The sequence below is a fragment of the Pseudomonas palmensis genome, from assembly GCF_049942755.1.
In the GTDB taxonomy this organism is placed as follows: Bacteria; Pseudomonadota; Gammaproteobacteria; order Pseudomonadales; family Pseudomonadaceae; genus Aquipseudomonas; species Aquipseudomonas palmensis.
Genome location: NZ_CP187958.1, coordinates 5286137 through 5305715, shown reverse-complemented (window position 1 = coordinate 5305715; position 19579 = coordinate 5286137). Strand labels below are relative to the sequence as shown.

Sequence of the window (19579 nt, the reverse complement as noted above, 5' to 3'; positions counted from 1 at the left end):
TGCAAGGTGTCGACGCCATCGCGGGTCAAGCCCGCTCCCACAGGGGCCACGGCAATCTTGTGGGAGCGGGCTTGACCCGCGACGAGGCGCTGCAGATCGAGGGTCAGGCGCGCTCGATGGCCAACGCCACACCCTGCCCACCACCGATGCACAGGGTTGCCAGGCCCTTCTTCGCATCACGCTTGATCATCTCGTGCAGCAACGACACCAGCACCCGGCAACCCGAGGCACCGATCGGGTGGCCCAGGGCAATCGCGCCGCCGTTGACGTTGACCTTGCTCGCGTCCCAGCCCAGCTCCTGGCCCACCGACAACGCCTGGGCCGCGAAGGCTTCGTTGGCTTCGATCAGGTCCAGCTGATCCAGCGACCAGTCGGCCTTCTGCAGGCAGCGACGGGTCGCGCTGACCGGGCCGATACCCATGATCGCCGGGTCCACGCCCGCATTGGCATAGGCCGCAATGCGCGCCAGTACCGGCATGCCCAGGGCCTTGGCCTTGGCCGCGCTCATCAGCAGCACCGCCGCTGCGCCGTCGTTGAGGCTCGAGGCGTTGCCCGCCGTCACGCTGCCGTCCTTCTTGAACGCCGGCTTGAGCTTGGCCAGCGACTCGGCGGTGGTGCCGGCGCGGGGCTGTTCGTCGGTGGCGAACACCAGCGGCTCACCCTTGCGCTGCGGGATCTGGATCGGGGTGATCTCGTCGGCAAAGCGGCCGGCTTCGATGGCCGCGCAGGCCTTTTGCTGCGAGGCGGCGGCAAAGGCGTCCTGGGCCTCACGGGTGATGGCGTACTTGTCCACCAGGTTCTCGGCGGTGATGCCCATGTGGTAGTCGTTGAAGGCATCCCACAGGCCGTCGCTGATCATGCTGTCGATCATGCTGGCATGGCCCATGCGCAGGCCGGTGCGCGCGGCAGGCAGCACGTAGGGGGCCAGGCTCATGTTCTCCATGCCGCCGGCGATGATCACCTCGGCGTCGCCACAGCGGATCGCCTGGGCGCCCAGGTGCAGGGCCTTGAGGCCCGAGCCGCAGACCTTGTTCAGGGTCAGGGCCGGTACCGCATGGGGCAGGCCGGCCTTGATCGCGGCCTGGCGCGCCGGGTTCTGGCCGCTGCCGGCGGTGAGCACCTGGCCCAGAATCACCTCATCCACTTCGCTGCCGGCCAGCCCGGTCTGCTCCAGCAGGCGGCGGATCACCGCTGCGCCCAGCTCCGGGGCCGGGATGGCGGCCAGCGAACCCTGGAAACTGCCGATGGCGGTACGAGTGGCCGCGACAATGACGACGTCTTGCATGGAATATTCTCCTTGTTAGTGGTCCAGTGGCGTGAGTGTTGCGCCATTACATATATTTGTTAAGTTGATTTTTGAGATGGATTGATCGATAAACCTCAACAATTCCTCCTTTTGCCGGAGTCAGCATGACCGTCAAGCAACTGCGTGCCTTCTGGGCAGTGGCCCAGAGCCTGAGTTTTGCGGTGGCCTGCGAGCGTCTGCACCTGTCGCAGTCGGCACTGAGCCTGACCATCAAGTCGCTGGAGGAGGGCCTGGGCGGGCGGCTGTTCACGCGCACCACGCGCAACGTCACGCTGACCCCGGAAGGCGAATCGCTGCTGCCCCTGGCGCGCCGCCTGCTTGCCGACTGGGACAACGCCGAGGACGAGATCCGCCAGCGCTTCACCCTGCAGCGCGGGCGCGTGACCATTGCGGCGATGCCGTCGTTCGCCGGCAACCTGCTGCCGCCCATCCTGAAGAACTTTCGCACCCGCTACCCGAACATCGGGGTCACGGTGAACGACGTGATCAACGAACAGGTGCTGGAGATGGTGCGTGACCGCCAGGTGGAGCTGGGGGTGGCGTTCGAACCGTTCGAAGGCTCGTCGCTGGTGTTCTCGCCCCTGTACGTCGACCGGTTCACTGCCGTGGTGCCGCTGGATTCGCCCCTGGCCGCGCTGGATGAAATCGACTGGCAGACCTTGCTGCAGCAGCCGTTCATTACCTTGCAACGGCCCTCGAACGTGCGCGTGATGCTCGAAGAACACCTCAAGGCGCGCGGCATGAAGCTGGCGGTGGAGTTCGAGAGCCATCAACTGGTGACAGTGGGTCGCATGGTGGCCAGCGGGCTTGGGGTCAGCGCGGTGCCGGCCCTGTGCGCCGGCCAGATGCACGAGCTGGGCGCGCGCTGCATCACCCTGCGCGACCCGGTGGAACGTGCCATCGGGGTGCTGAGCAAGCCGGGCCACGAACTGTCGGCTGCGGCCCAGGCGTTGTTCGACAGCCTGCATGAACAGCAGGCCGAGGCCAGGCGCTAGACGGCGGCGAGCAGGCTGCGCAGGGGCACCTTGTTCTTCATCACCGGCGACTTGATCACGATGTAGCTGAAGTACTTCTCGATGCCGATGTTCTGGTCGAGGATGGTTTCCATCAGCTCCTGGTAATGCTGGATGCTGCTGGTCAGAAAGCGCACCAGGTAGTCATAGCCACCGCTGATCAGGTGGCATTCGAGCACTTCGTCGATGTTGCGGATGCTCGATTCGAATTTCTGAAAGTCGGAGCGTTTGTGGTCGCTCAGTGTGACTTCGGTGAAGATGGTTACCGAGTTGGCGAACTTTGCCAGGTTCAGGTGGGCTTCGTAGCCGCTGATATAGCCTGCCGCCTCGAGTCGCTTGACCCGTTGCAGGCACGGGCTGGGCGACAGCCCCACGGCTTCGGCCAGGCTGACGTTGGTCATGCGGCCGTCTTTCTGCAACTGGACCAGGATGTTGATATCGATCCGATCGAGCTTGGTTGCCGCTTCCATTCCTGACTCCTGAAATGCGGGATGACAAAAAAACACACTTTCACCCACGGGGCCTTCGCTGGCAAGGCCGCTCCCGGCGGGAGCCGGCATTGCCAGCGAAGGTGGCGCCGCAGAGGGGCGGATTAGGCCGTAGCGCGGGTCAACGCCTGGTCGAGCATGCGCAGCGCTTCGGAAATCTGCGCCTCGGTGGTCACCAGCGGTGCCAGGAAGCGCACCACGTTGCGGTACACGCCGCACTTGATCACCAGCAGGCCGGCTTCACGGGCCTGGTCGATGATGGCCTGGGCCAGGTTCGCGTCCGGGGTCTGCGCGGCGTCGTCGGCCACGATCTCGATGGCCTGCATGAAGCCCAGGCCACGCACGTCGCCGATGCACGGGTAGCGGTTCTGCAGGGCCAGCAGGCCTTCACGCAGTTGCACCGCACGCTGCTCGCCCTGGGCCAGCAGGTCTTCTTCCTCGAACAGGTCCATCACCGCCAGTGCAGCCGCGCAGGCCACGGCGTTGCCGCCGTAGGTGCCGCCCAGGCCGCCCGGGGTCGGCGCGTCCATGATCTCGGCACGCCCCACCACACCCGACAGCGGCATGCCGCCGGCCAGGCTCTTGGCCACGGTCACCAGGTCAGGCTGGATGCCCGAGTGCTGGAAGCCGAACGGCTTGCCGGTACGCCCGAAGCCGGCCTGGATCTCGTCCAGGATCAGCACGATGCCGTGGCGCGTGCAGCGTTCGCGCAGGGCACGCAGGAAGGCATCGGGGGCGCGCAGGAAGCCGCCATCGCCTTGCACCGGCTCGATCAGGATGGCCGCCACGCGGTCGGGGGCCACGTCGGTGGCGAACAGGTGGTCGAGTTCGGCCAGGGCGTCGTCACTGCTCACGCCGCGGTATTCGTTGGGGTAGGTGGCGTGGTAGATCTCGGCCGGGAACGGGCCGAAGTTCTGCTTGTACGGCTGGCTCATGCCGGTCAGGGTGACGCCCAGCAGGGTGCGCCCGTGGAAGCCGCCGCGGAACGAGATCACCGCCGGGCGGTTGGTGTAGCCACGGGCGATTTTGATGGCGTTCTCCACCGCTTCGGCGCCGGAGGTGAACAGCACGCTCTTGTAGGCTTCGCCGCCACCGACCATGGCGTTCAGGCGCGCTGCCACATCGATGTACGACGCATAGGCCACCACCTGGAAGCTGGCATGGGAGATCTCGCCCACCTGGCGGCGCACGGCCTCGACCACACGCGGGTGGTTGTGGCCGACGTTGAGCACGCCGATGCCGCCGACGAAGTCCAGGTAGCGCTTGCCGTCCACGTCCCACAGCTCCGAACCCTGGGCGTGGCTGACCACGATCGGGTGGGCGGTGGCGATGCCGCGGGGTACGTGCTGCTCGCGCAGGGCCAGCAGGCGTTGATTTTCAGTCAGTGCAGAATTCATGGTGCAGCTCCATTAACTAACGATGGTGTCAGGGGTTCGGGAACGCAGGTATTCAGTCGAGGCCGCCCATGTGCCAGGCCTTGATTTCGAGGAACTCGTCCAGGCCGTACTTGGAGCCTTCACGGCCGGTACCGGACTGTTTCATGCCGCCGAACGGGGCCACTTCCATGGAGATGATCCCGGTGTTCAGGCCGACCATGCCGAACTCCAGGCGCTCGCCCACACGCCAGGCGCGGCGCATGTCCTGGGTGAAGTAGTAGGCGCCCAGGCCGAACGGGGTAGCGTTGGCGATGGCCAGGGCCTCGGCTTCGTCCTTGAAACGGAACAGCGGGGCAACCGGGCCGAAGGTCTCTTCGGTGGCCAGCAGCATGTCGGTGGTGGCGTCCAGCAGCACGGTCGGCTGCACGAACAGGCCGGTGTCGTCGGGCACGCCGCCAATCGAGATGCTGGCGCCTTTTTCCACCGCATCGCCGATGTGGCTGGCGACTTTTGCGACGGCGGCGGCGTTGATCAGCGGGCCGATGGTCACGTTCTCGCCCAGGCCATCACCCACCTTCAGCTCGGCCACGGCAGCCCGCAGGCGCTCGGCGAAGCGGTCGTAGATGCCGTCCTGCACCAGAATGCGGTTGGCGCACACGCAGGTCTGCCCGGCGTTGCGGAACTTGCTCAGCATCACCCCGGCAATCGCCAGGTCGAGGTCGGCGTCGTCGAACACGATGAACGGCGCGTTGCCACCCAGCTCCAGGCTCAGGCGCTTGAGGGTGTCGGCGCACTGGCTCATCAGCAGCTTGCCGATGCGCGTGGAGCCGGTGAACGACAACTTGCGCACGGCCTGGTTGGCGGTCACTTCGCTGCCGATGCCGGCAGGCAGGCCGGTGAGCACGTTGAACACCCCGGCCGGGATGCCAGCACGATCTGCCAGTACCGCCAGGGCCAGGGCCGACAGCGGGGTCATCTCGGACGGCTTGACCAGCACGGTGCAGCCGGCGGCCAGGGCCGGCGCGCATTTGCGCGTGATCATCGCGTTGGGGAAGTTCCACGGGGTGATGGCCGCCACCACGCCGATCGGCTGCTTGAGCACCAGGATGCGGCGGTCGTTGGTGGGCGCGGGGATGGTGTCGCCGTAGATGCGACGGGCCTCTTCGGCAAACCATTTGACGAAGCTGGCGCCGTAGCCGATTTCGCCGCGCGACTCGCTCAGGGGCTTGCCTTGTTCGGCGGTCATGATCAGCGCCAGGTCTTCCTGGTTTTCCAGGATCAGGCTGTACCAGGCTTCCAGGTGACGTGCGCGGGTGGCGGCGGGGACTTCGCGCCAGCTTTCGAAACGGGCCTGGGCGGCCTCGATGGCGCGTCGCGTCTCGGCGGCGCCGAGGGCTGGGACCCGGGCGATTTCGCTGCCGTCGGCGGGGTTGATCACGGCAATCGTTTCGCCGTTGTCGGCATCGATCCAGCTGCCATTGACGTAAGCGCGTTCGACAAGCAGCGAGGGGTCACGCAGTGTGCTTTTCAACATGGAGAGGGTGCCTTCTACGGGTCCGGTGAATGGCACGATTGTAAGAACAGGCACGCAGTGACCGATGCCGAGATGGCCGCTCGGGCCAGGCATAAATGCCGTATTGAGGAGGTTGGCAGCACACTATGCTGCGGGGGTGGTCGAGGTGTCTCCAGCGCCGGTCAAGCCCGCTCCCGCAAGGCCACTGACGGCCTGCTGGAGCGGGCCTGGCCCGCCACCGGGCGGTACAGGCAGCAGATTGTTTGTCAGGCGTCGTTCTGCAGGCGGTACATCTCGGTTGCCACCTGCAGCTGAAAGCGCGCCTGCGGGTTCTCCATCGACAGCTGCAGCAGCTCTTCGATGCGCTCCACGCGGTAGCGTAATGTGCTGATGTGGATGTCCAGGCAGCGGGCGCTGCTGGCCAGCTGAAAGCCTTCGCTGGCAAGGGTGCACAGGGTTTCCATGAGCATGGCGCCGTTCTTGTGCCGGGTCAGCGGGGTCACCAGGCGCTCCAGCAGCATGCGCCGTGCATCGTCGTCGCCCATCAGCGCCCGCGGAAACAGCACTTCGTCAAACCCATGCAGCTTGCCCGGGCGCAGCAGCGGCAGCAGGCTGGCCACATCCCCGGCGCCCTGGGCCATGCCTGCCACGCCCCGGTGCACGCGGCTGGCGGCCATGGCGCCGCCGTCCAGTCGAATATGCTTCCAGATCGACTCGGGCATCACATCGGCCGGCACGATCAGGCTGATCTGGTTCAACGACACCGACAGCAGGGGCGCGATTCCCAACCCCTGCATGATCTCGGTGATGCGCTCGGCCTGCTCCTTGCGCCGCTGGAAGCCCTCGCGGCTGAGGGGAATCGGCTCGTCCAGCAACACCAGGCACACGCGGTAATCGCGGGTATGACACCAGCCGGACACCAGCGCACGTTCGATGGCGCGCGGCGTTTCGGGGAACTTGCCTTCCAGCAGACCTGCCACCAGGGCATGGCCCAGGCGGTTTTCCTGGTCCAGCAATTCGCGTTGATGGGACAGCTGCAGGGCGGCGATCAGCGCAGCATGTTCCACTGCGCGGCAGTGCAGCTCCTCGAAGCTGTCCCGCTGGCCCTTGAGCCACACCACGCCGACCCGCTCGCCCTGCAGGCGGATGGGGCAGCCCAGGCGAAACGCGCCGGCATCGGCGTCCAGCTCCAGCACCTGCGGCTCGACCCCCTGCAGCAGGTTGGCCTGCTCGTTCAGGTGGCGCATCACGGCAAGCTCCACGGCGTCATTGGCCGGCTCGCTGGCCCCCAGCACACTGCCGGAGCTGGCCACGATCAGCGCCGGCAGTTCCAGGGCGCTGGTGAGTGCGCTGGCCAGGCTCTGCAGGTTGTCGGCCTCGATGGCAGCGCGGGTGAGCATGCGGTGGATAAGGTCGGAGCGACGGATGATGCGGGTCTGGAAGTTGATGATCTGTTCGAGAACCTGCTGGGTGATGTCGCTGAAGGCGACTTCCCAAGGCAGTTCCAGCAAGGGAAAACAGCAGCGGTCGGCCTCTTCGATGGCCGCCTGGGGGAAGTGTTCGTGAAAGTGCGGGACTGCCATCACGACCCCGGCCAGGCCCAGCTCGGCCAGGCGGCGAACCATGTCGCGGCATTTTTGCGGGTCTTGCGGCCAGTTGTAGCCGGTGGTCAGCAGCAGGTCGCCCTTTTTCAGCCAGTTGAAGATGTCGGGGTGATCGACGATATGCACCCACGCCAGGTCGCGGTCCAGGCATTGCCTGCCCGCGACCACGGTGGCCTGGCTGAGGGAGGTCTGTTCCAGGGCTGTGGCGAGTTTCATGTGCAATCCACGATCCAGACACGATAGAGGATCGCAGTCTAGCGGACTGGACATGGCTGCGGGGAGGGCCCTGGACAGGAGAATAGAACCTGTGCGCTGATCATCCATGAGGCGCACAGGGAGGGGAAATCAGGACTTGCTAGCCCAGGCGTTGAACTTCTGTTCAAGCGTTTCTGCGTTCTCGAGCCAGAACTCGACGTTTACCCGCAGTGCATTCTTCTGGTTCTCTGCCGCGGTGGGCAGGTCGTCAGCCAGCGACTTGTCGAGCATTTCGGCGGCCTTGGTGTTGGACGGGCCGTAGGCCATCTGCTCGGTGTAGAGCTTCTGCTGCTCAGGCTGCATGGCGAACTTGATGAAGTCGTAGGCCTTGTCCAGGTTCTTGGTGCCGCGCGGGATGGCCCACTCGTCGAACTGGTACAGGTTCTGGTTCCAGACGATCTTCAGGTTGCTGCCGCTCTGCTGTGCAGCGTGGATGCGGCCGTTGTACGAGGACGCCATCACCACATCGCCAGCCACCAGGTACTGCGGCGGCTGTGCACCGGCTTCCCACCACTGAATGTACGGCTTGATCTCGTCCAGTTTCTTGAAGGCGCGGTCCACACCTTCTTTGGTGCTGAGCAGCTTGTAGACTTCGGCAGGCGGCACGCCGTCGGCCATCAGGGCGAATTCCAGCGAGCCACGGGCAGACTTGCGCAGGCTGCGCTTGCCCGGGAATTTCTTCACGTCCCAGAAGTCGGCCCAGCCGGTAGGGGCGACCTTCAGTTTGTCGGCGTTGTAGGCCAGCACGTTGGACCACACGAAGATACCGACGCCACAGCCGTCGTCACTCTTGGTGCCTTCGATCCAGTCGCCCGGCGTGCCGAGGCGTTCGTAGTCGAGTTTTTCGAACAGACCTTCTTCACAGCCACGGGCACGGTCGGTGTCTTCGGTATCGAGCACGTCCCAGGTCACGGTCTTGGTGTCGTTCATGGCGATGAGCTTGGAGATTTCACCGTTCCACTCGCCAGCGATCACCTGGGTCTTGGTCTTTTCTTCGTAGGGCTTGTAGAACGCGGTGACCTGCGCGGCCTTGCTCGCGCCACCATAGGAGATCACCGTGAGCTTGTCGGCAAAGGCACTGTTGGCGAGCATCAGGCCACCGAGCACGGTGAGGGTGAAGAGTTTTTTCGACATTCGAACGCTCCAATCAAGACTGTTATTTCGAGTTATGTTTGGCAGTTGCAAGCGGGCGCAAAATAGATGAAAGGTGCTGATTTTTATAGTGGCAAGGTGCCTGCTGTGTTTGAGAGTGAGTTGAGGCTAATGGATAAGCGCTGCCATGGGTATCTATTAAACGCAGGATAAGCCTATTTTTTTATCCTGCGCTTTATAGGAAGGTGCTTCGTACTTTAGTGGCGATCGAACCATACGGTCTGCGCGTTGCAGAACTCGCGAACGCCGAAGTGCGAGAGTTCGCGGCCAAAGCCGCTCTTCTTCACCCCACCGAAGGTCACGCGCGGATCACTGGCGCTGTAGCCGTTGATGAACACGCCGCCGCACTCCAGTTCGTCGGCCAGTTGTCGGGCCAGTGCCGCATCCCGGGTGTACACGGTCGAGGTCAGGCCGAATTCGCTGTCGTTGGCCAGCTGCAGGGCGTGGCGCGCATCCCGGGCAGTGATGATCGAGGCCACCGGGCCGAACAGCTCCTGGCGGAACGAGGTCATCTGGTCGGTGACGTCGGCCAGTACCGTGGGCGCGTAGTAGTTGCCCGGGCCTTCGACCTTGTGCCCGCCCAGCAGCAGCGTGGCGCCTTCGGCCAGGGTGGCCTGGACCTGCTGGTCGAGCTCGTCGCGCAGGTCATGACGCGCCATCGGCCCCAGGTAGGTGTCGGCCAGCAACGGGTCGCCCATCACCAGCGCGCGGGTTTTCTCGACGAACTTGCGGGTGAATGCCTCGACCACGCCGGCTTCGACGATCAGCCTCTTGGCTGCCGCGCACACCTGGCCGGTGTTCTGGTAGCGGCCGATCACGGCAGCCTGTACGGCGGCATCCAGGTCGGCATCGTTCAACACGATGAACGGGTCGGAGCCGCCCAGTTCCAGTACGCATTTTTTCAGCGCGGCACCGGCCTGGGCACCGATGGCGGCACCGGCACGCACGCTGCCGGTAAGGGTCACGGCGACGATGCGCGGGTCGACGATGGCCCTGGATACGCCCTCAGGCGTCACGTTGAGCACCTCGAACACGCCTTCGGGGAATTCGGCCTGCTGGAACGCATCGCGCAGCAGGTAGGCCGAGCCCATCACATTGGGCGCGTGCTTGAGCACGTAGGTGTTGCCGGCGATCAGCGCGGGTACCGCACCGCGCAGCACTTGCCACAGCGGGAAGTTCCACGGCATCACCGCCAGGATCGGGCCCAGTGGGCGGTATTCGATGTGGGCCTTGGCGTCGGGTACCTGGGTTGGCTCGGGGGCCAGCATGGCCGGCCCGTTCTCGGCGTACCACTCGCACAGCTGGGCGCACTTTTCCACTTCGCCGCGGGCCTGGGCCGCAGGCTTGCCCATTTCCAGGGTAATCATCCGCGCCATGGCCTGGGCGTTGTCGCGCAGCACGCCGGCGAGTTTCACCAGCAGGGCCGAGCGGGTGGCCAGCGGGGTACGCCGCCAGCCGGCAAACCCGGCAGCGGCGCGGCCCAGGGCGGCGTCCATCAGTGCGTCGGTTTCATAGGCGTAGTGGCCGATGCGTTCACCGGTGGCCGGGTTGATCGAGAGGGCATGGGTGTGGCTGGTTATGTCGGTCATGGCGGGCGTTCCTGTCAGAAGGGAAACAGGGGCCCAGCGTAATGCCGTGCTAATCTTTCGAAAACTGAATAATAAAAACGGTTTCTTTCACGTTTGGAGAATGTTTTTGGACCTGGTACAGCTTGAGATCTTCACCGCCGTGGCCGAGCACGGCAGCATCAGCGCAGCCGCCCAGCACATCCACCGCGTGCCGTCGAACCTGACCACGCGGATCAAGCAGCTGGAAGCCGACCTGGGGGTGGAGCTGTTCATTCGTGAAAAGCTGCGCCTGCGCCTCTCGCCGGCCGGCTGGACCTTCCTGGAGTACGCCAAGCGCATCCTGGCCTTGGTGGAGGAGGCCCGCCTGACCGTGGCGGGGGAGGAACCCCAGGGGGCGTTCTCGCTGGGCTCGCTGGAAAGTACCGCAGCGGTGCGCATCCCCGCGTTGCTGGCGGCCTACAACCAGCAGTACGCCAAGGTCGAGCTGGACCTCTCCACCGGGCCGTCGGGCACCATGATCGAGGGCGTGCTGTCGGGACGCCTGGCGGCGGCCTTCGTCGACGGCCCGGTGCTGCACCCTTCGCTGGAGGGCGTGCCGGTGTTCGAGGAGGAGATGGTCATCATCGCGCCGCTCAACCATGCGCCGATCCATCGTGGCCAGGACGTCAACGGGCAGAGCATCTATGCGTTCCGGGCCAACTGTTCGTACCGCCATCATTTCGAGCGCTGGTTCACCCAGGATGCCGCCGTGCCGGGCAAGATCTTCGAACTGGAGAGCTACCACGGCATGCTCGCCTGCGTGAGCGCAGGGGCGGGGCTGGCGCTGATGCCACGCAGCATGCTCGAGAGCATGCCGGGGTGCGCCACGGTCAGCGTGTGGCCGATGTCGCAACGTTTTCGCTACCTGCGCACCTGGCTGGTATGGCGCAGCGGCACGGTGTCGCGCAGCCTGGCGATGTTCGTGAAACTGCTGGAGGAGCGGGGCGCGGTGCTCCAATAATGCGGCGTGGCGCCACTGCGGTCTGGCGGTTATCGCACTTTTTGCGTTTTTTCGGCTCTATTCATCGCCAGGCCGCGTCGATCCCCAACGCGGCCCGTGAATTCAGACCCCGGTGCCGATGGTTTATCCGCTTTGCGTTCCACCCCAGCGCGTGCTGCGCCGGCTGTTGCTGGCGGGCACGCTGATGGCCTGCGCCGCTGGCTGTACCCAGCAGCAGGGGCGCGATATCGCCACCCAGCTAGGCAACGGCCGGCCCCAGGAACTGTTCCAGACCAGCGTCGATCGCATGGCCACGCTGTCGATGCAGGACAACCTGCAGAGCCTGTACCTGTTGATGAGCAAGCTGTACCTGCGCAACCCCAACCAGTGGCGCGAATCGGGCTTTCTCGATGCTGCCAGTGCCGAGCGGCAGATCCGCCAGGCCATCGAGCAGCGCCAGGCCTTGCCGCAGCTGGGCGAGCGCCGCGACCTGGCGGCACTGAGCTATGCCCTGAGCCCGGAGTTCAGGGGGGACCGCGTTGGCGCGTTCATCTACGCCATCGGCAGCATGCTGGTGACCGCCCATGGCGGGCGTACCGAATTCTTCATCACCGACACCATCGACCCGCAGTTCGTCAGCAACGCAGCGCGCAACATCGAGAAGGCCACCTGGCTGCTGAGCCAGCGCCAGGATGCCAATGGCGTGCTGTTGCTGTTCTCCAACGAAATCTCCGAGGCGGGCAGCAACCTGAGCTTTGCCGTGGAGTTCGGCAAGATCGTCGCGCGCCTGGACCTGCTGACCCAGATGCTCGACGAGCGCTACCGGCGCATCGGCCTGAACTATGCGCAGAGCCTGTTGCTGATGAACTTTCTGCCGGTGCAGTGAGGTGTCTGCCTGGCGCCTTTGGGCGCAGATTCACTGAACCATCGCGGCGTCGCCTGACCTAACGCAATACCATTCGGGAGATGACGCATGCAAAACAACGGTTATATCTGGATCACATTGGCGGTAATCCTGGCCCTGGTGGAACTGTGGGCCATCAAGAGCATCATCGGCAGCAAGAGCAGAGCCGACCGCAAGATGTTGTGGATCGTGCTGGTGGTGTTCGTGCCGCTGGTCGGCCTGATCGTGTGGGGCGTGGCGGGGCCCAAGGCGATCAACAACAACGCGGCCTCTCGCAACGGCTGACTCAACGGCGCAAATTGAGCTTCGGATTGCTGGCTGATATGGCCATTTGACACCCCTCCATTCGCCATCTAGCGTTGAGCGCGAAATTGCGCATTCGCGCAGACCCCACTGGCAAGGAGGCTAGACGGCCATGATCAGCCCGGCATCGATCAAATCCATTCGTGTGCACCCAGGGCTCGGCGTTGCCCGTGTCGGCAACGCCGATGGCGATGAGGAGTACGTACTCGCCGCGCAAGTGCCAGGGGCACTGGCCAGCAGCGCCGACGGGCAATTTCGCGATGCCAGGGGCCAGGTGCGGCGCCAGGCCGTGCGCTTTCGCCTCTATGCCGAACTGCACGACGGCACCGTACAGGAGCTGAGCCTGGACGACGGCGTGCAGATCGAATGGACCGTGGAAGTCGCCAACCTCAAGGCCGGCTGGTACGCCTTCGAAAACGCCATGGACCTGCCCGGCCAGTACGCCATCGCCGAAAAACGGCGCAACCCGCACGTGACCGGCGCGCAGCGCCAGGCCCTGGACATCCGCCCCGGCCCCAGGACCATCAGCGGCCGCCGCCAGCAAGGCAAGCCCTTCCATTTCGACACCGGCACCTTCCACGGCAAACCCGTGTACCTGGGCGAACTGCGCACCGACGAGGCCGGGCGCCTGATCGCTCTCGGCGGGCACGGCCACAGCGCACCGCGGGTGGACAAGACCCCACCGACAACCTTCGCCAACAACGACGACTGGCACGACGACGTGTCGGACGGCCCGGTGTACGCACGGGTGACGTTCAACAACGGCCAGCGCCTGGATGCCGAACCCGGCTACCTGGTGGTGACGCCCCCCAACTACGCGCCAGGGCTGTTCGGCGTGGTCACCATGGAAGAGGTGGTGCGCGACCTGTTCGTGCGCCAGGGTCAGCTGCCGGCCGAGCCGAGCTGTTCGTTCACCCGCGATATCTGGCCGATCTTCGAGCGCATGACCCACATGCAGTGGACCAACCAGGGCCTGTTCATGCTCAGCGGCCACGGTTCGCCACTCGATACCCAGAACCCCGACGTGGTGGCCCGGCTGGCCGACCCCGGTGAGGCCAGTGCGGACTTTCGGCGCAAGGTCTTCGCGCTGTTTCGCGACCCCGCCAGCACCGCCGAGTTCGCCCCGGCGCTGTTGCCCCTGTACGGCGACTATTACGGCGACTATGACCTCGACCCCCAGCCGCCATCCGCGGTCGGGCTCGCGGTCACCCCGCTGATGTACCAGGCCTTGAGCCAGTGGGTGCAAGGCGAATTCGTCGCCGACTGGCAGGGCGCGCCGGTGCCGGCAGACTTCGACACGCTCGAACCGCGCGCCCAGGCCCAGGCGCTGGACCGCGCCGGCCTGCATGAATGCCTGGGCGGCCCGTTCCACCCGGGCATCGAACTGACCTGGTTCATGCGTGTGCCCAGCGTGTGGCGCAGCCCTTATCGCCTGGCGGTACTGCCCCAGGGGCAGGCGGTGCGCCAGGATTTCGGGGACGAACTCACGCCACAGGTGTGCCTGGCACCCCAGGGCCCGCTGGACGGCGTGGGCCCGGGTTCGCTGACCCGCGCGCTGGGCGTGCCGTGGCAGACCGACGAGGCCTCGTGCCTGTCGGATGCCGAGTACGAGCCCAGTACCTACCTGTCGTTCCCCAGCTACTGGGGGGCCCGCGTGCCCAACCAGGTACTGAGCAGCGAGGCGTGGGAGCGTGTGGGCGCAAGACGTACCACGCCAGCGCAGCAGCTCAAGCATTTTTCCTACCGCGAGGACTGGCTGCGCGACCTGAAGGGCAGCTACTTCACGCGCATCAACCTGATGGTGAGCCACTGGTGGGAGTTGGGCATTCTGCTGGCCCACGACGCCACCCCCGAGGCGACCGCACTGGGGTTGCCGGCGCGGGCCTGGATCGAAAGCGGGCGGCCCGAGCGGGTCACCGGCTCCAATGCCAAGCTCGACCTGCTGGCGGTGATCGAGGCCCTGGATTCGCCGTCACCGTTGCTGGGCGAGACCGAACTGGAGCCGCCCAGGCAGAAGGTACCGCCACGTCGTCGGCTGCGCAGGGACGAGATTTGAACCCGGTGCACGACGTGCTGGTGGTGGGCGCCGGGCCGGCCGGCACGGCGCTGGCCATCCGCCTGGCGCAGGCAGGGTTGCAGGTGGGGCTGGTGGAGCGTGAACCCGAGGCGGCGCTGCGCCCCGGCGAGTGCCTGTCCCCCGAGGCGTTGCCTGCACTTGCCGCACTGGGGCACGCCGACCTGCTCGACGACAGCACCGTGGCGCGACGCTGCTGCGGCGTGCAGTCGATCTGGCTGACCAGCGAGCCGGTATTTCGCGACTACTTCTGCGAGCGCGCCGCCCATGGCGCGTTCCTGGAACGACGGGTGTTCGACGCCCGGCTGCGGGAAAGGGCGGCGGCGCTTGGGATCACCCGTGAAGACGACGTGCGGGTGACCCATGCCGATTTTGCCGACGACAGCATTACCCTGGGCGGTCGGCGAGGTGAACACCCCTGGCGCGGGCAGGCACGTTTCGTGGTGGATGCCACCGGCAAGGCCAGTTGCATCGCCCGGCTCGGCGGGGCACGACGCCAGCGCCTGAGTCGTCAGGTGGCCGTCGCGGCGCGCCTGCCCCGAGGTGGCTCGGAACTGGCCGACACCGAGTGGCTGCTGATCGAGGCGGATGCCCAGGGCTGGTGGTCCGGGGCCACCACCGCCAGCGGCCAGCGCCACCTGGTGCGCTTCTTTCCCGGCGGTGACGGTCAGCGCACCGCGCCGCAGTTGGCCGAGCAACTGCAGCGCACGCGCCTGATGCAGCGCTATGCAGGTGCCGACGAACTGGCCGCAGCGCAGGTTCAGGTGCTGGATGCCGGCTGCAGTGCACTGCAGCGCTGTGCATCGGCGCACTGGCTGGCGGTGGGCGAGGCGGCCATCGCCTTCGACCCGGTGTCGTCCCAGGGGCTGACCCACGCCCTGGGTGCCACCGACCTGGCTGCCCGCGCCATCCTGGCCAGGTTGCAGCAGGGCCGTCTGGACCTGCTGCACCAGTACGACCGGCACACCCGTATCACCCTGGGGCATTCGCTCAAGGGCCTGGCGCGGCACTACGCGCAGTGCCAGCCGTTGATGGCGGCGGGCTGAGGGCAGGGCGCCGGCGTTCCGGATTGCGGAATAAATTCCTCATCTGCAATACTGGCGCCGAATCCCTTCACTGGAACACCCTCTCCATGACGTATCGCCTGCAGGCTGACGCCGTGACGCTTCGCTACGACCAGCGCACGATCTCCACGGACCTTTCGGTGGCTATCACCGAAGGGTCCTTTACCGTCATCGTCGGCCCCAATGCCTGTGGCAAATCCACCTTGCTGCGGGCCTTGTCGCGCCTGCTGGTGCCTTCGAGCGGCACGGTGCTGCTCGATCAGGTCGATATTCACACGCTCGCGGCCAAGGACGTGGCCCGGCGGCTCGGCCTGCTGCCCCAGAGCGCGGTTGCGCCCGACGGCATCACCGTGGCCGACCTGGTGGCCCGCGGGCGCTACCCGCACCAGTCGTTCCTGCGCCAATGGTCGCAGGCCGACGAACAGGCCGTGACCGCAGCCATGCAGGCGGCGCAGGTCAGCGAGCTGTCCGAGCGCCTGCTGCAGGAGTTGTCCGGCGGCCAGCGCCAGCGGGTATGGATCGCCATGGTGCTGGCGCAGCAGACGCCGGTACTGCTGCTCGACGAGCCCACCACCTACCTCGATATCGCGCACCAGATCGAACTGCTGGAACTGCTGGCCGAGCTCAATCGCCAGGGCCGCACCATCGTTGCGGTGCTGCATGACCTCAACCAGGCGTGCCGCTATGCCTCGCACCTGATCGCCATGAAGGCCGGCGCCATCGTCGCCCAGGGCGACCCGGCGCGCATCTTCACCGAGGCCCTGGTGCAGGAGGTGTTCGGCGTGGCCTCGATGATCATCGCCGACCCGGTCAGCGGCACGCCGCTGCTGGTGCCCTTGTCGCGCGAGCGGGCGGTGGTGTCAGGCGCCTTGCCACGGCAGGCCGCCGGTTGACTGGTTGACCCGGCTGGCCGCCCGGAACAGCGCATCGCGGTCTTCGGGCGTCTTGAGCTGACCCAGGTCGGTCACCGTGGTCACCACACACACGATCTCGCCCTGGGCGTCGAACACCGGCGCGGCCTGCCCGGTGACATTCGACAGCAGGTGGCTGGTCTTCTCGGCCCAGCGGCTGCTGCGCACCTCGTCCAGCACAGCCTTGGCCGGCGCCGTGCCGCGAAAGTGCGCCGGTTGCAGCTTGCGCGCCGCATCGATGGTGGCCTTGGGCAGGAAGGCCTGGAACACCAGCCCGCAGGCGGTGTTGTCGATGGGCAGCACGTCGCCCAGGGCCAGCGGGTTGATCGAGAAGAACGCGCTGCGGTACCAGCGCACCAGCGTCGGGCCACGGTCGGTCCAGATCGCCACGCCGCCGCTGGCCGCATGCTGGTGGGCCAGCGCCTTCATGTGCTGGGCGGCGATCTCCACTGCATCCACCCGCTTGAGCGCACCGATACCGATGCTCAGCGCCGCCGGGCCCAGGTCGTACAGGCTGCTGGCCGGGTCCTGCCTGGCCAGGCCCTCCTTGACCAGACTCTGCAGGTAGCGGTGCGCGGTGGACGCGCCGGTCTGGGTGCGCCGCGCCACTTCCCCCAGGGCCAGTTCGTGCTCGGCGCTGGCCAGTACGTTGAGAAAGCGGGCGGCGATGGCGACGGACTGAATGGTGCCCGAACGTTTTTCGCCCGGCGCGTGCGGGGCGTCATCCGCAGCTGGAATGGTTTTTTTCAACGGGCCTCTCCTCATCGCCGGCTGGCGGCTGGTCCTCATCAGGCATCAAGTGCGCGCCGCTTGTGCGCGGCGTCGGTGCGCATGATACCGACTTTTCCGAGCGCTGGCCGGGCCCCTGGATTTACCACATTGCAGAATCAATTCTCTATTGAGGAATGAAGTGGCCACATGATACCTTTCGCACAAACGATTATGATTATCATTTGGAGTGTATCTTGAAGGCCTATTCACCCCTTGAACTCACCTGCGGTTTCAGCGTGCTGACCCTGGCGACCGTGCTCGGCATGGCGCCTGCGATGGCCGATGATGCCGTTGCTGCCCCGGGCAAAGGCGCAGTCACCTTCGAACCGATCATGATCACCGGGGAAAAGCTCGAGCGTGACCTGAAGAACACCGCCTCCTCGGTGTCGGTCAAGACTGCCCGCGACATCGAGCGCCAGAACACCGGCAACGCCAGCGTGCATGAAGTGCTCAATGACGTGCCCAACGTGATCTACACCGACTCGGTAGGCGCGCCGATCATCCGCGGCCAGGACACCCAGGGCCCGAACAACGGGCAGAACCAGTTCTGGGGCGGCACCGTGCCACGGGCCACCATCAACCTGGACGGCCACTACCTGAACTACAACGAGATGTTCTTCGGCGCCACCTCGGTGTGGGACGTGGACAGCATCGAGGTGTTCCGCGGCCCGCAGACCACCTCGCAAGGCGCCAACGCCATCGCCGGCGCGATCATCGTCAACACCAAGGACCCGACCTTCACCCCCGAGGCCGCCTACCAGGCCGAGATCGGCAACTACAACGCCAAGCGCACCTCCATCGCGCTGTCCGGGCCGCTGATGGGCACCGACCTGGCCGGGCGCCTGGCGGTGGACTACTCGGCGCGCGATACCTTCATCGACTACACCAACCCCAACTTCCAGAAGGGCAAGACCGACCACGACTTCAGCGCGCTCACCACCCGCGCCAAGCTGCTATGGCTGCCCACCGACATCCAGGGGCTGGAGGCCAAGTTCACCTTCTCGCACAACGAGAGCAACCGCCCCACCCAGGAAGCCGCCTCGGCGCCGTACCACAAGCTCGATCACACCACCACGACCATGCCCAGCTGGGAGCAGAGCACCAACACCAGCGTGCTGGACGTGAGCTACGACTTCGACAACGGCCTCAAGCTGATCAACCAGGCGCAGTATTCGTTGTCCAGCGTGCAGCGCTACACCGGCATCCCGGGGCAGGGCGACGCCGACATCAAGCAGAAGAACCTGTCCAACGAAACCCGCCTGGTGTTCGGTGACCAGCACAGCGTGCTCAGCGGCGCCACCGGCCTCTACGTGGCGCGCACCAGGACCGACGAAACCCTCAACCTGGCCGGGCTGTCGGCGTTCGACGACACCAAGGAAAACCTCGGCCTCTTCGGCGAGCTGAACTACCGCCTGAGCGACCTGTGGACCCTGAGCACGGGCCTGCGCTTCCAGCAGGACCGTATCGAGCGCGACGGCAACTCGGTTTTGGCGCCCACTGCGCTGGACTACCAGAAGACCTTCACCGCCGTGCTGCCCAAGGTATCGCTGGCCTACGCCGCGACGCCGGACTGGACCGTGGGCGCGATGGTCAGCCGCGGCTACAACCCGGGCGGTGTCTCGCTCAACCTGTCGACGCGCCAGTGGCAGTACTTCAAGGAAGAGTCGGTGTGGAACTACGAGCTGTTCACCCGCGCCAGCCTGCTCGATGACCGCCTGCGCCTGAGCGGCAACCTGTTCTACATGGACATGAAGGATTCGCAGTACAACATTCCGGTGGTGATCTCCACCGGGATCAGCCAGTCCTACACCATCAATGCCGAGAAGGCCCACGCCTACGGTATGGAACTGAGCGCCGACTACCAGCTGCTCGACAGCCTGACCCTCAAGGCCAGCGCCGGCACCCTGCGCACGCGCATCGACCGCATCACCAGCAACGACAGCTACCAGGCCAACGAGTTTGCCAAGTCGCCCGGCTACACCCTGAGCTTCGGGCCCAGCTGGGACGTGACCGACAAGCTCAACCTGTCGGCCCAGGTTCGGCATATCGACGGCTACTACTCCGACACGGCCAACAACTCGTCGTATTCGGTCGACTCCTACACCCTGACCGATGCCCGCGCCAGCTACCAGTTCACCCCGGCGGTGGAACTGTACGGCTACGTCAAGAACGTGTTCGACGACCGCTCGGCCACCTACCTGCAGCAGAACCGCGGCATCGGCGGCACCGAGGCGAGCATGACCACGCCACGCATGTTCGGCGTGGGCGTCAAGGGCTCGTTCTGAATCAACCCACTGT

The 19579-nt window shown here is 65.7% G+C and carries 16 protein-coding genes; 8 read left to right on the top strand and 8 right to left on the bottom strand.

The genetic code is table 11. The features are described from left to right. Positions 1–103 precede the first annotated feature (103 nt). A complete protein-coding gene (locus ACPRTJ_RS24475) occupies positions 104–1285 on the bottom strand; it encodes an acetyl-CoA C-acetyltransferase (protein ID WP_426427434.1) in 1182 nt (393 codons plus the stop codon). Between the two features lie 125 nt (positions 1286–1410). Here ACPRTJ_RS24475 and ACPRTJ_RS24470 point away from each other — a divergent pair, with 125 nt between their 5' ends. Next, positions 1411–2301 carry a LysR family transcriptional regulator gene (locus ACPRTJ_RS24470; RefSeq protein ID WP_043861217.1) on the top strand — a complete coding sequence of 297 codons (891 nt, stop codon included), beginning with the start codon at positions 1411–1413 and terminating at the stop codon, positions 2299–2301. Here the strand turns inward: ACPRTJ_RS24470 and ACPRTJ_RS24465 are convergent. From ACPRTJ_RS24465 to ACPRTJ_RS24440, 6 genes are all read right to left on the bottom strand, one after another. Next, complete coding sequence (locus tag ACPRTJ_RS24465; protein WP_043861218.1) at positions 2298–2789, bottom strand: Lrp/AsnC family transcriptional regulator; 492 nt, start codon at positions 2787–2789, stop codon at positions 2298–2300. The two genes, ACPRTJ_RS24470 and ACPRTJ_RS24465, sit on opposite strands and share 4 nt — an antisense overlap. A gap of 122 nt (positions 2790–2911) precedes the next feature. Continuing rightward, on the bottom strand, positions 2912–4204 hold the full coding sequence (gene gabT / locus ACPRTJ_RS24460) for a 4-aminobutyrate--2-oxoglutarate transaminase (protein ID WP_043861219.1): 1293 nt from the start codon (positions 4202–4204) through the stop codon (positions 2912–2914). A 52-nt stretch (positions 4205–4256) separates the two neighbouring features. Continuing rightward, on the bottom strand, positions 4257–5717 hold the full coding sequence (locus ACPRTJ_RS24455; protein ID WP_210014427.1) for an NAD-dependent succinate-semialdehyde dehydrogenase: 1461 nt from the start codon (positions 5715–5717) through the stop codon (positions 4257–4259). Positions 5718–5962: 245 nt separating this feature from the next. Continuing rightward, positions 5963–7516, bottom strand: a complete 1554-nt coding sequence (locus tag ACPRTJ_RS24450; RefSeq protein ID WP_426427431.1) for a PucR family transcriptional regulator — start codon at positions 7514–7516, stop codon at positions 5963–5965. A 129-nt stretch (positions 7517–7645) separates the two neighbouring features. Next, positions 7646–8689, bottom strand: a complete 1044-nt coding sequence (locus tag ACPRTJ_RS24445; RefSeq protein ID WP_043861222.1) for a polyamine ABC transporter substrate-binding protein — start codon at positions 8687–8689, stop codon at positions 7646–7648. A 215-nt stretch (positions 8690–8904) separates the two neighbouring features. Then, positions 8905–10296 (bottom strand): aldehyde dehydrogenase family protein, encoded by a 1392-nt coding sequence (locus tag ACPRTJ_RS24440; protein WP_054914471.1) that lies wholly within the window; start codon positions 10294–10296, stop codon positions 8905–8907. A gap of 106 nt (positions 10297–10402) precedes the next feature. Between ACPRTJ_RS24440 and ptrR the strand changes: the two genes are divergently transcribed. The 6 genes from ptrR to ACPRTJ_RS24410 all read left to right on the top strand — a co-directional run bounded on the left by ptrR (position 10403) and on the right by ACPRTJ_RS24410 (position 16492). Next, positions 10403–11275: a putrescine utilization regulator PtrR gene (ptrR, locus tag ACPRTJ_RS24435; protein WP_088515131.1), complete on the top strand. Its 873-nt coding sequence runs from the start codon at positions 10403–10405 to the stop codon at positions 11273–11275. Positions 11276–11393: 118 nt separating this feature from the next. Continuing rightward, positions 11394–12140: a hypothetical protein gene (locus ACPRTJ_RS24430; protein ID WP_043861224.1), complete on the top strand. Its 747-nt coding sequence runs from the start codon at positions 11394–11396 to the stop codon at positions 12138–12140. A gap of 87 nt (positions 12141–12227) precedes the next feature. Further along, positions 12228–12443 (top strand): PLD nuclease N-terminal domain-containing protein, encoded by a 216-nt coding sequence (locus ACPRTJ_RS24425; RefSeq protein WP_282361499.1) that lies wholly within the window; start codon positions 12228–12230, stop codon positions 12441–12443. Between the two features lie 130 nt (positions 12444–12573). Then, positions 12574–14517 (top strand): LodA/GoxA family CTQ-dependent oxidase, encoded by a 1944-nt coding sequence (locus tag ACPRTJ_RS24420; RefSeq protein ID WP_426427428.1) that lies wholly within the window; start codon positions 12574–12576, stop codon positions 14515–14517. A 5-nt stretch (positions 14518–14522) separates the two neighbouring features. Further along, positions 14523–15581 carry an NAD(P)/FAD-dependent oxidoreductase gene (locus ACPRTJ_RS24415; RefSeq protein ID WP_229590264.1) on the top strand — a complete coding sequence of 353 codons (1059 nt, stop codon included), beginning with the start codon at positions 14523–14525 and terminating at the stop codon, positions 15579–15581. Between the two features lie 86 nt (positions 15582–15667). After that, a complete protein-coding gene (locus ACPRTJ_RS24410; RefSeq protein WP_043861228.1) occupies positions 15668–16492 on the top strand; it encodes an ABC transporter ATP-binding protein in 825 nt (274 codons plus the stop codon). On the opposite strand, the gene ACPRTJ_RS24405 is transcribed toward ACPRTJ_RS24410, so the two are convergent. Continuing rightward, on the bottom strand, positions 16460–17248 hold the full coding sequence (locus ACPRTJ_RS24405; RefSeq protein ID WP_426429156.1) for an IclR family transcriptional regulator: 789 nt from the start codon (positions 17246–17248) through the stop codon (positions 16460–16462). The genes ACPRTJ_RS24410 and ACPRTJ_RS24405 overlap by 33 nt on opposite strands. Positions 17249–17475: 227 nt before the next feature. On the opposite strand from ACPRTJ_RS24405, the gene ACPRTJ_RS24400 reads away from it, so the two are divergent. After that, the gene (locus ACPRTJ_RS24400) at positions 17476–19566 is read left to right on the top strand and encodes a TonB-dependent receptor (RefSeq protein ID WP_058540521.1); all 2091 of its coding nucleotides are present in this window, start codon (positions 17476–17478) and stop codon (positions 19564–19566) included. Positions 19567–19579: the final 13 nt, after the last annotated feature.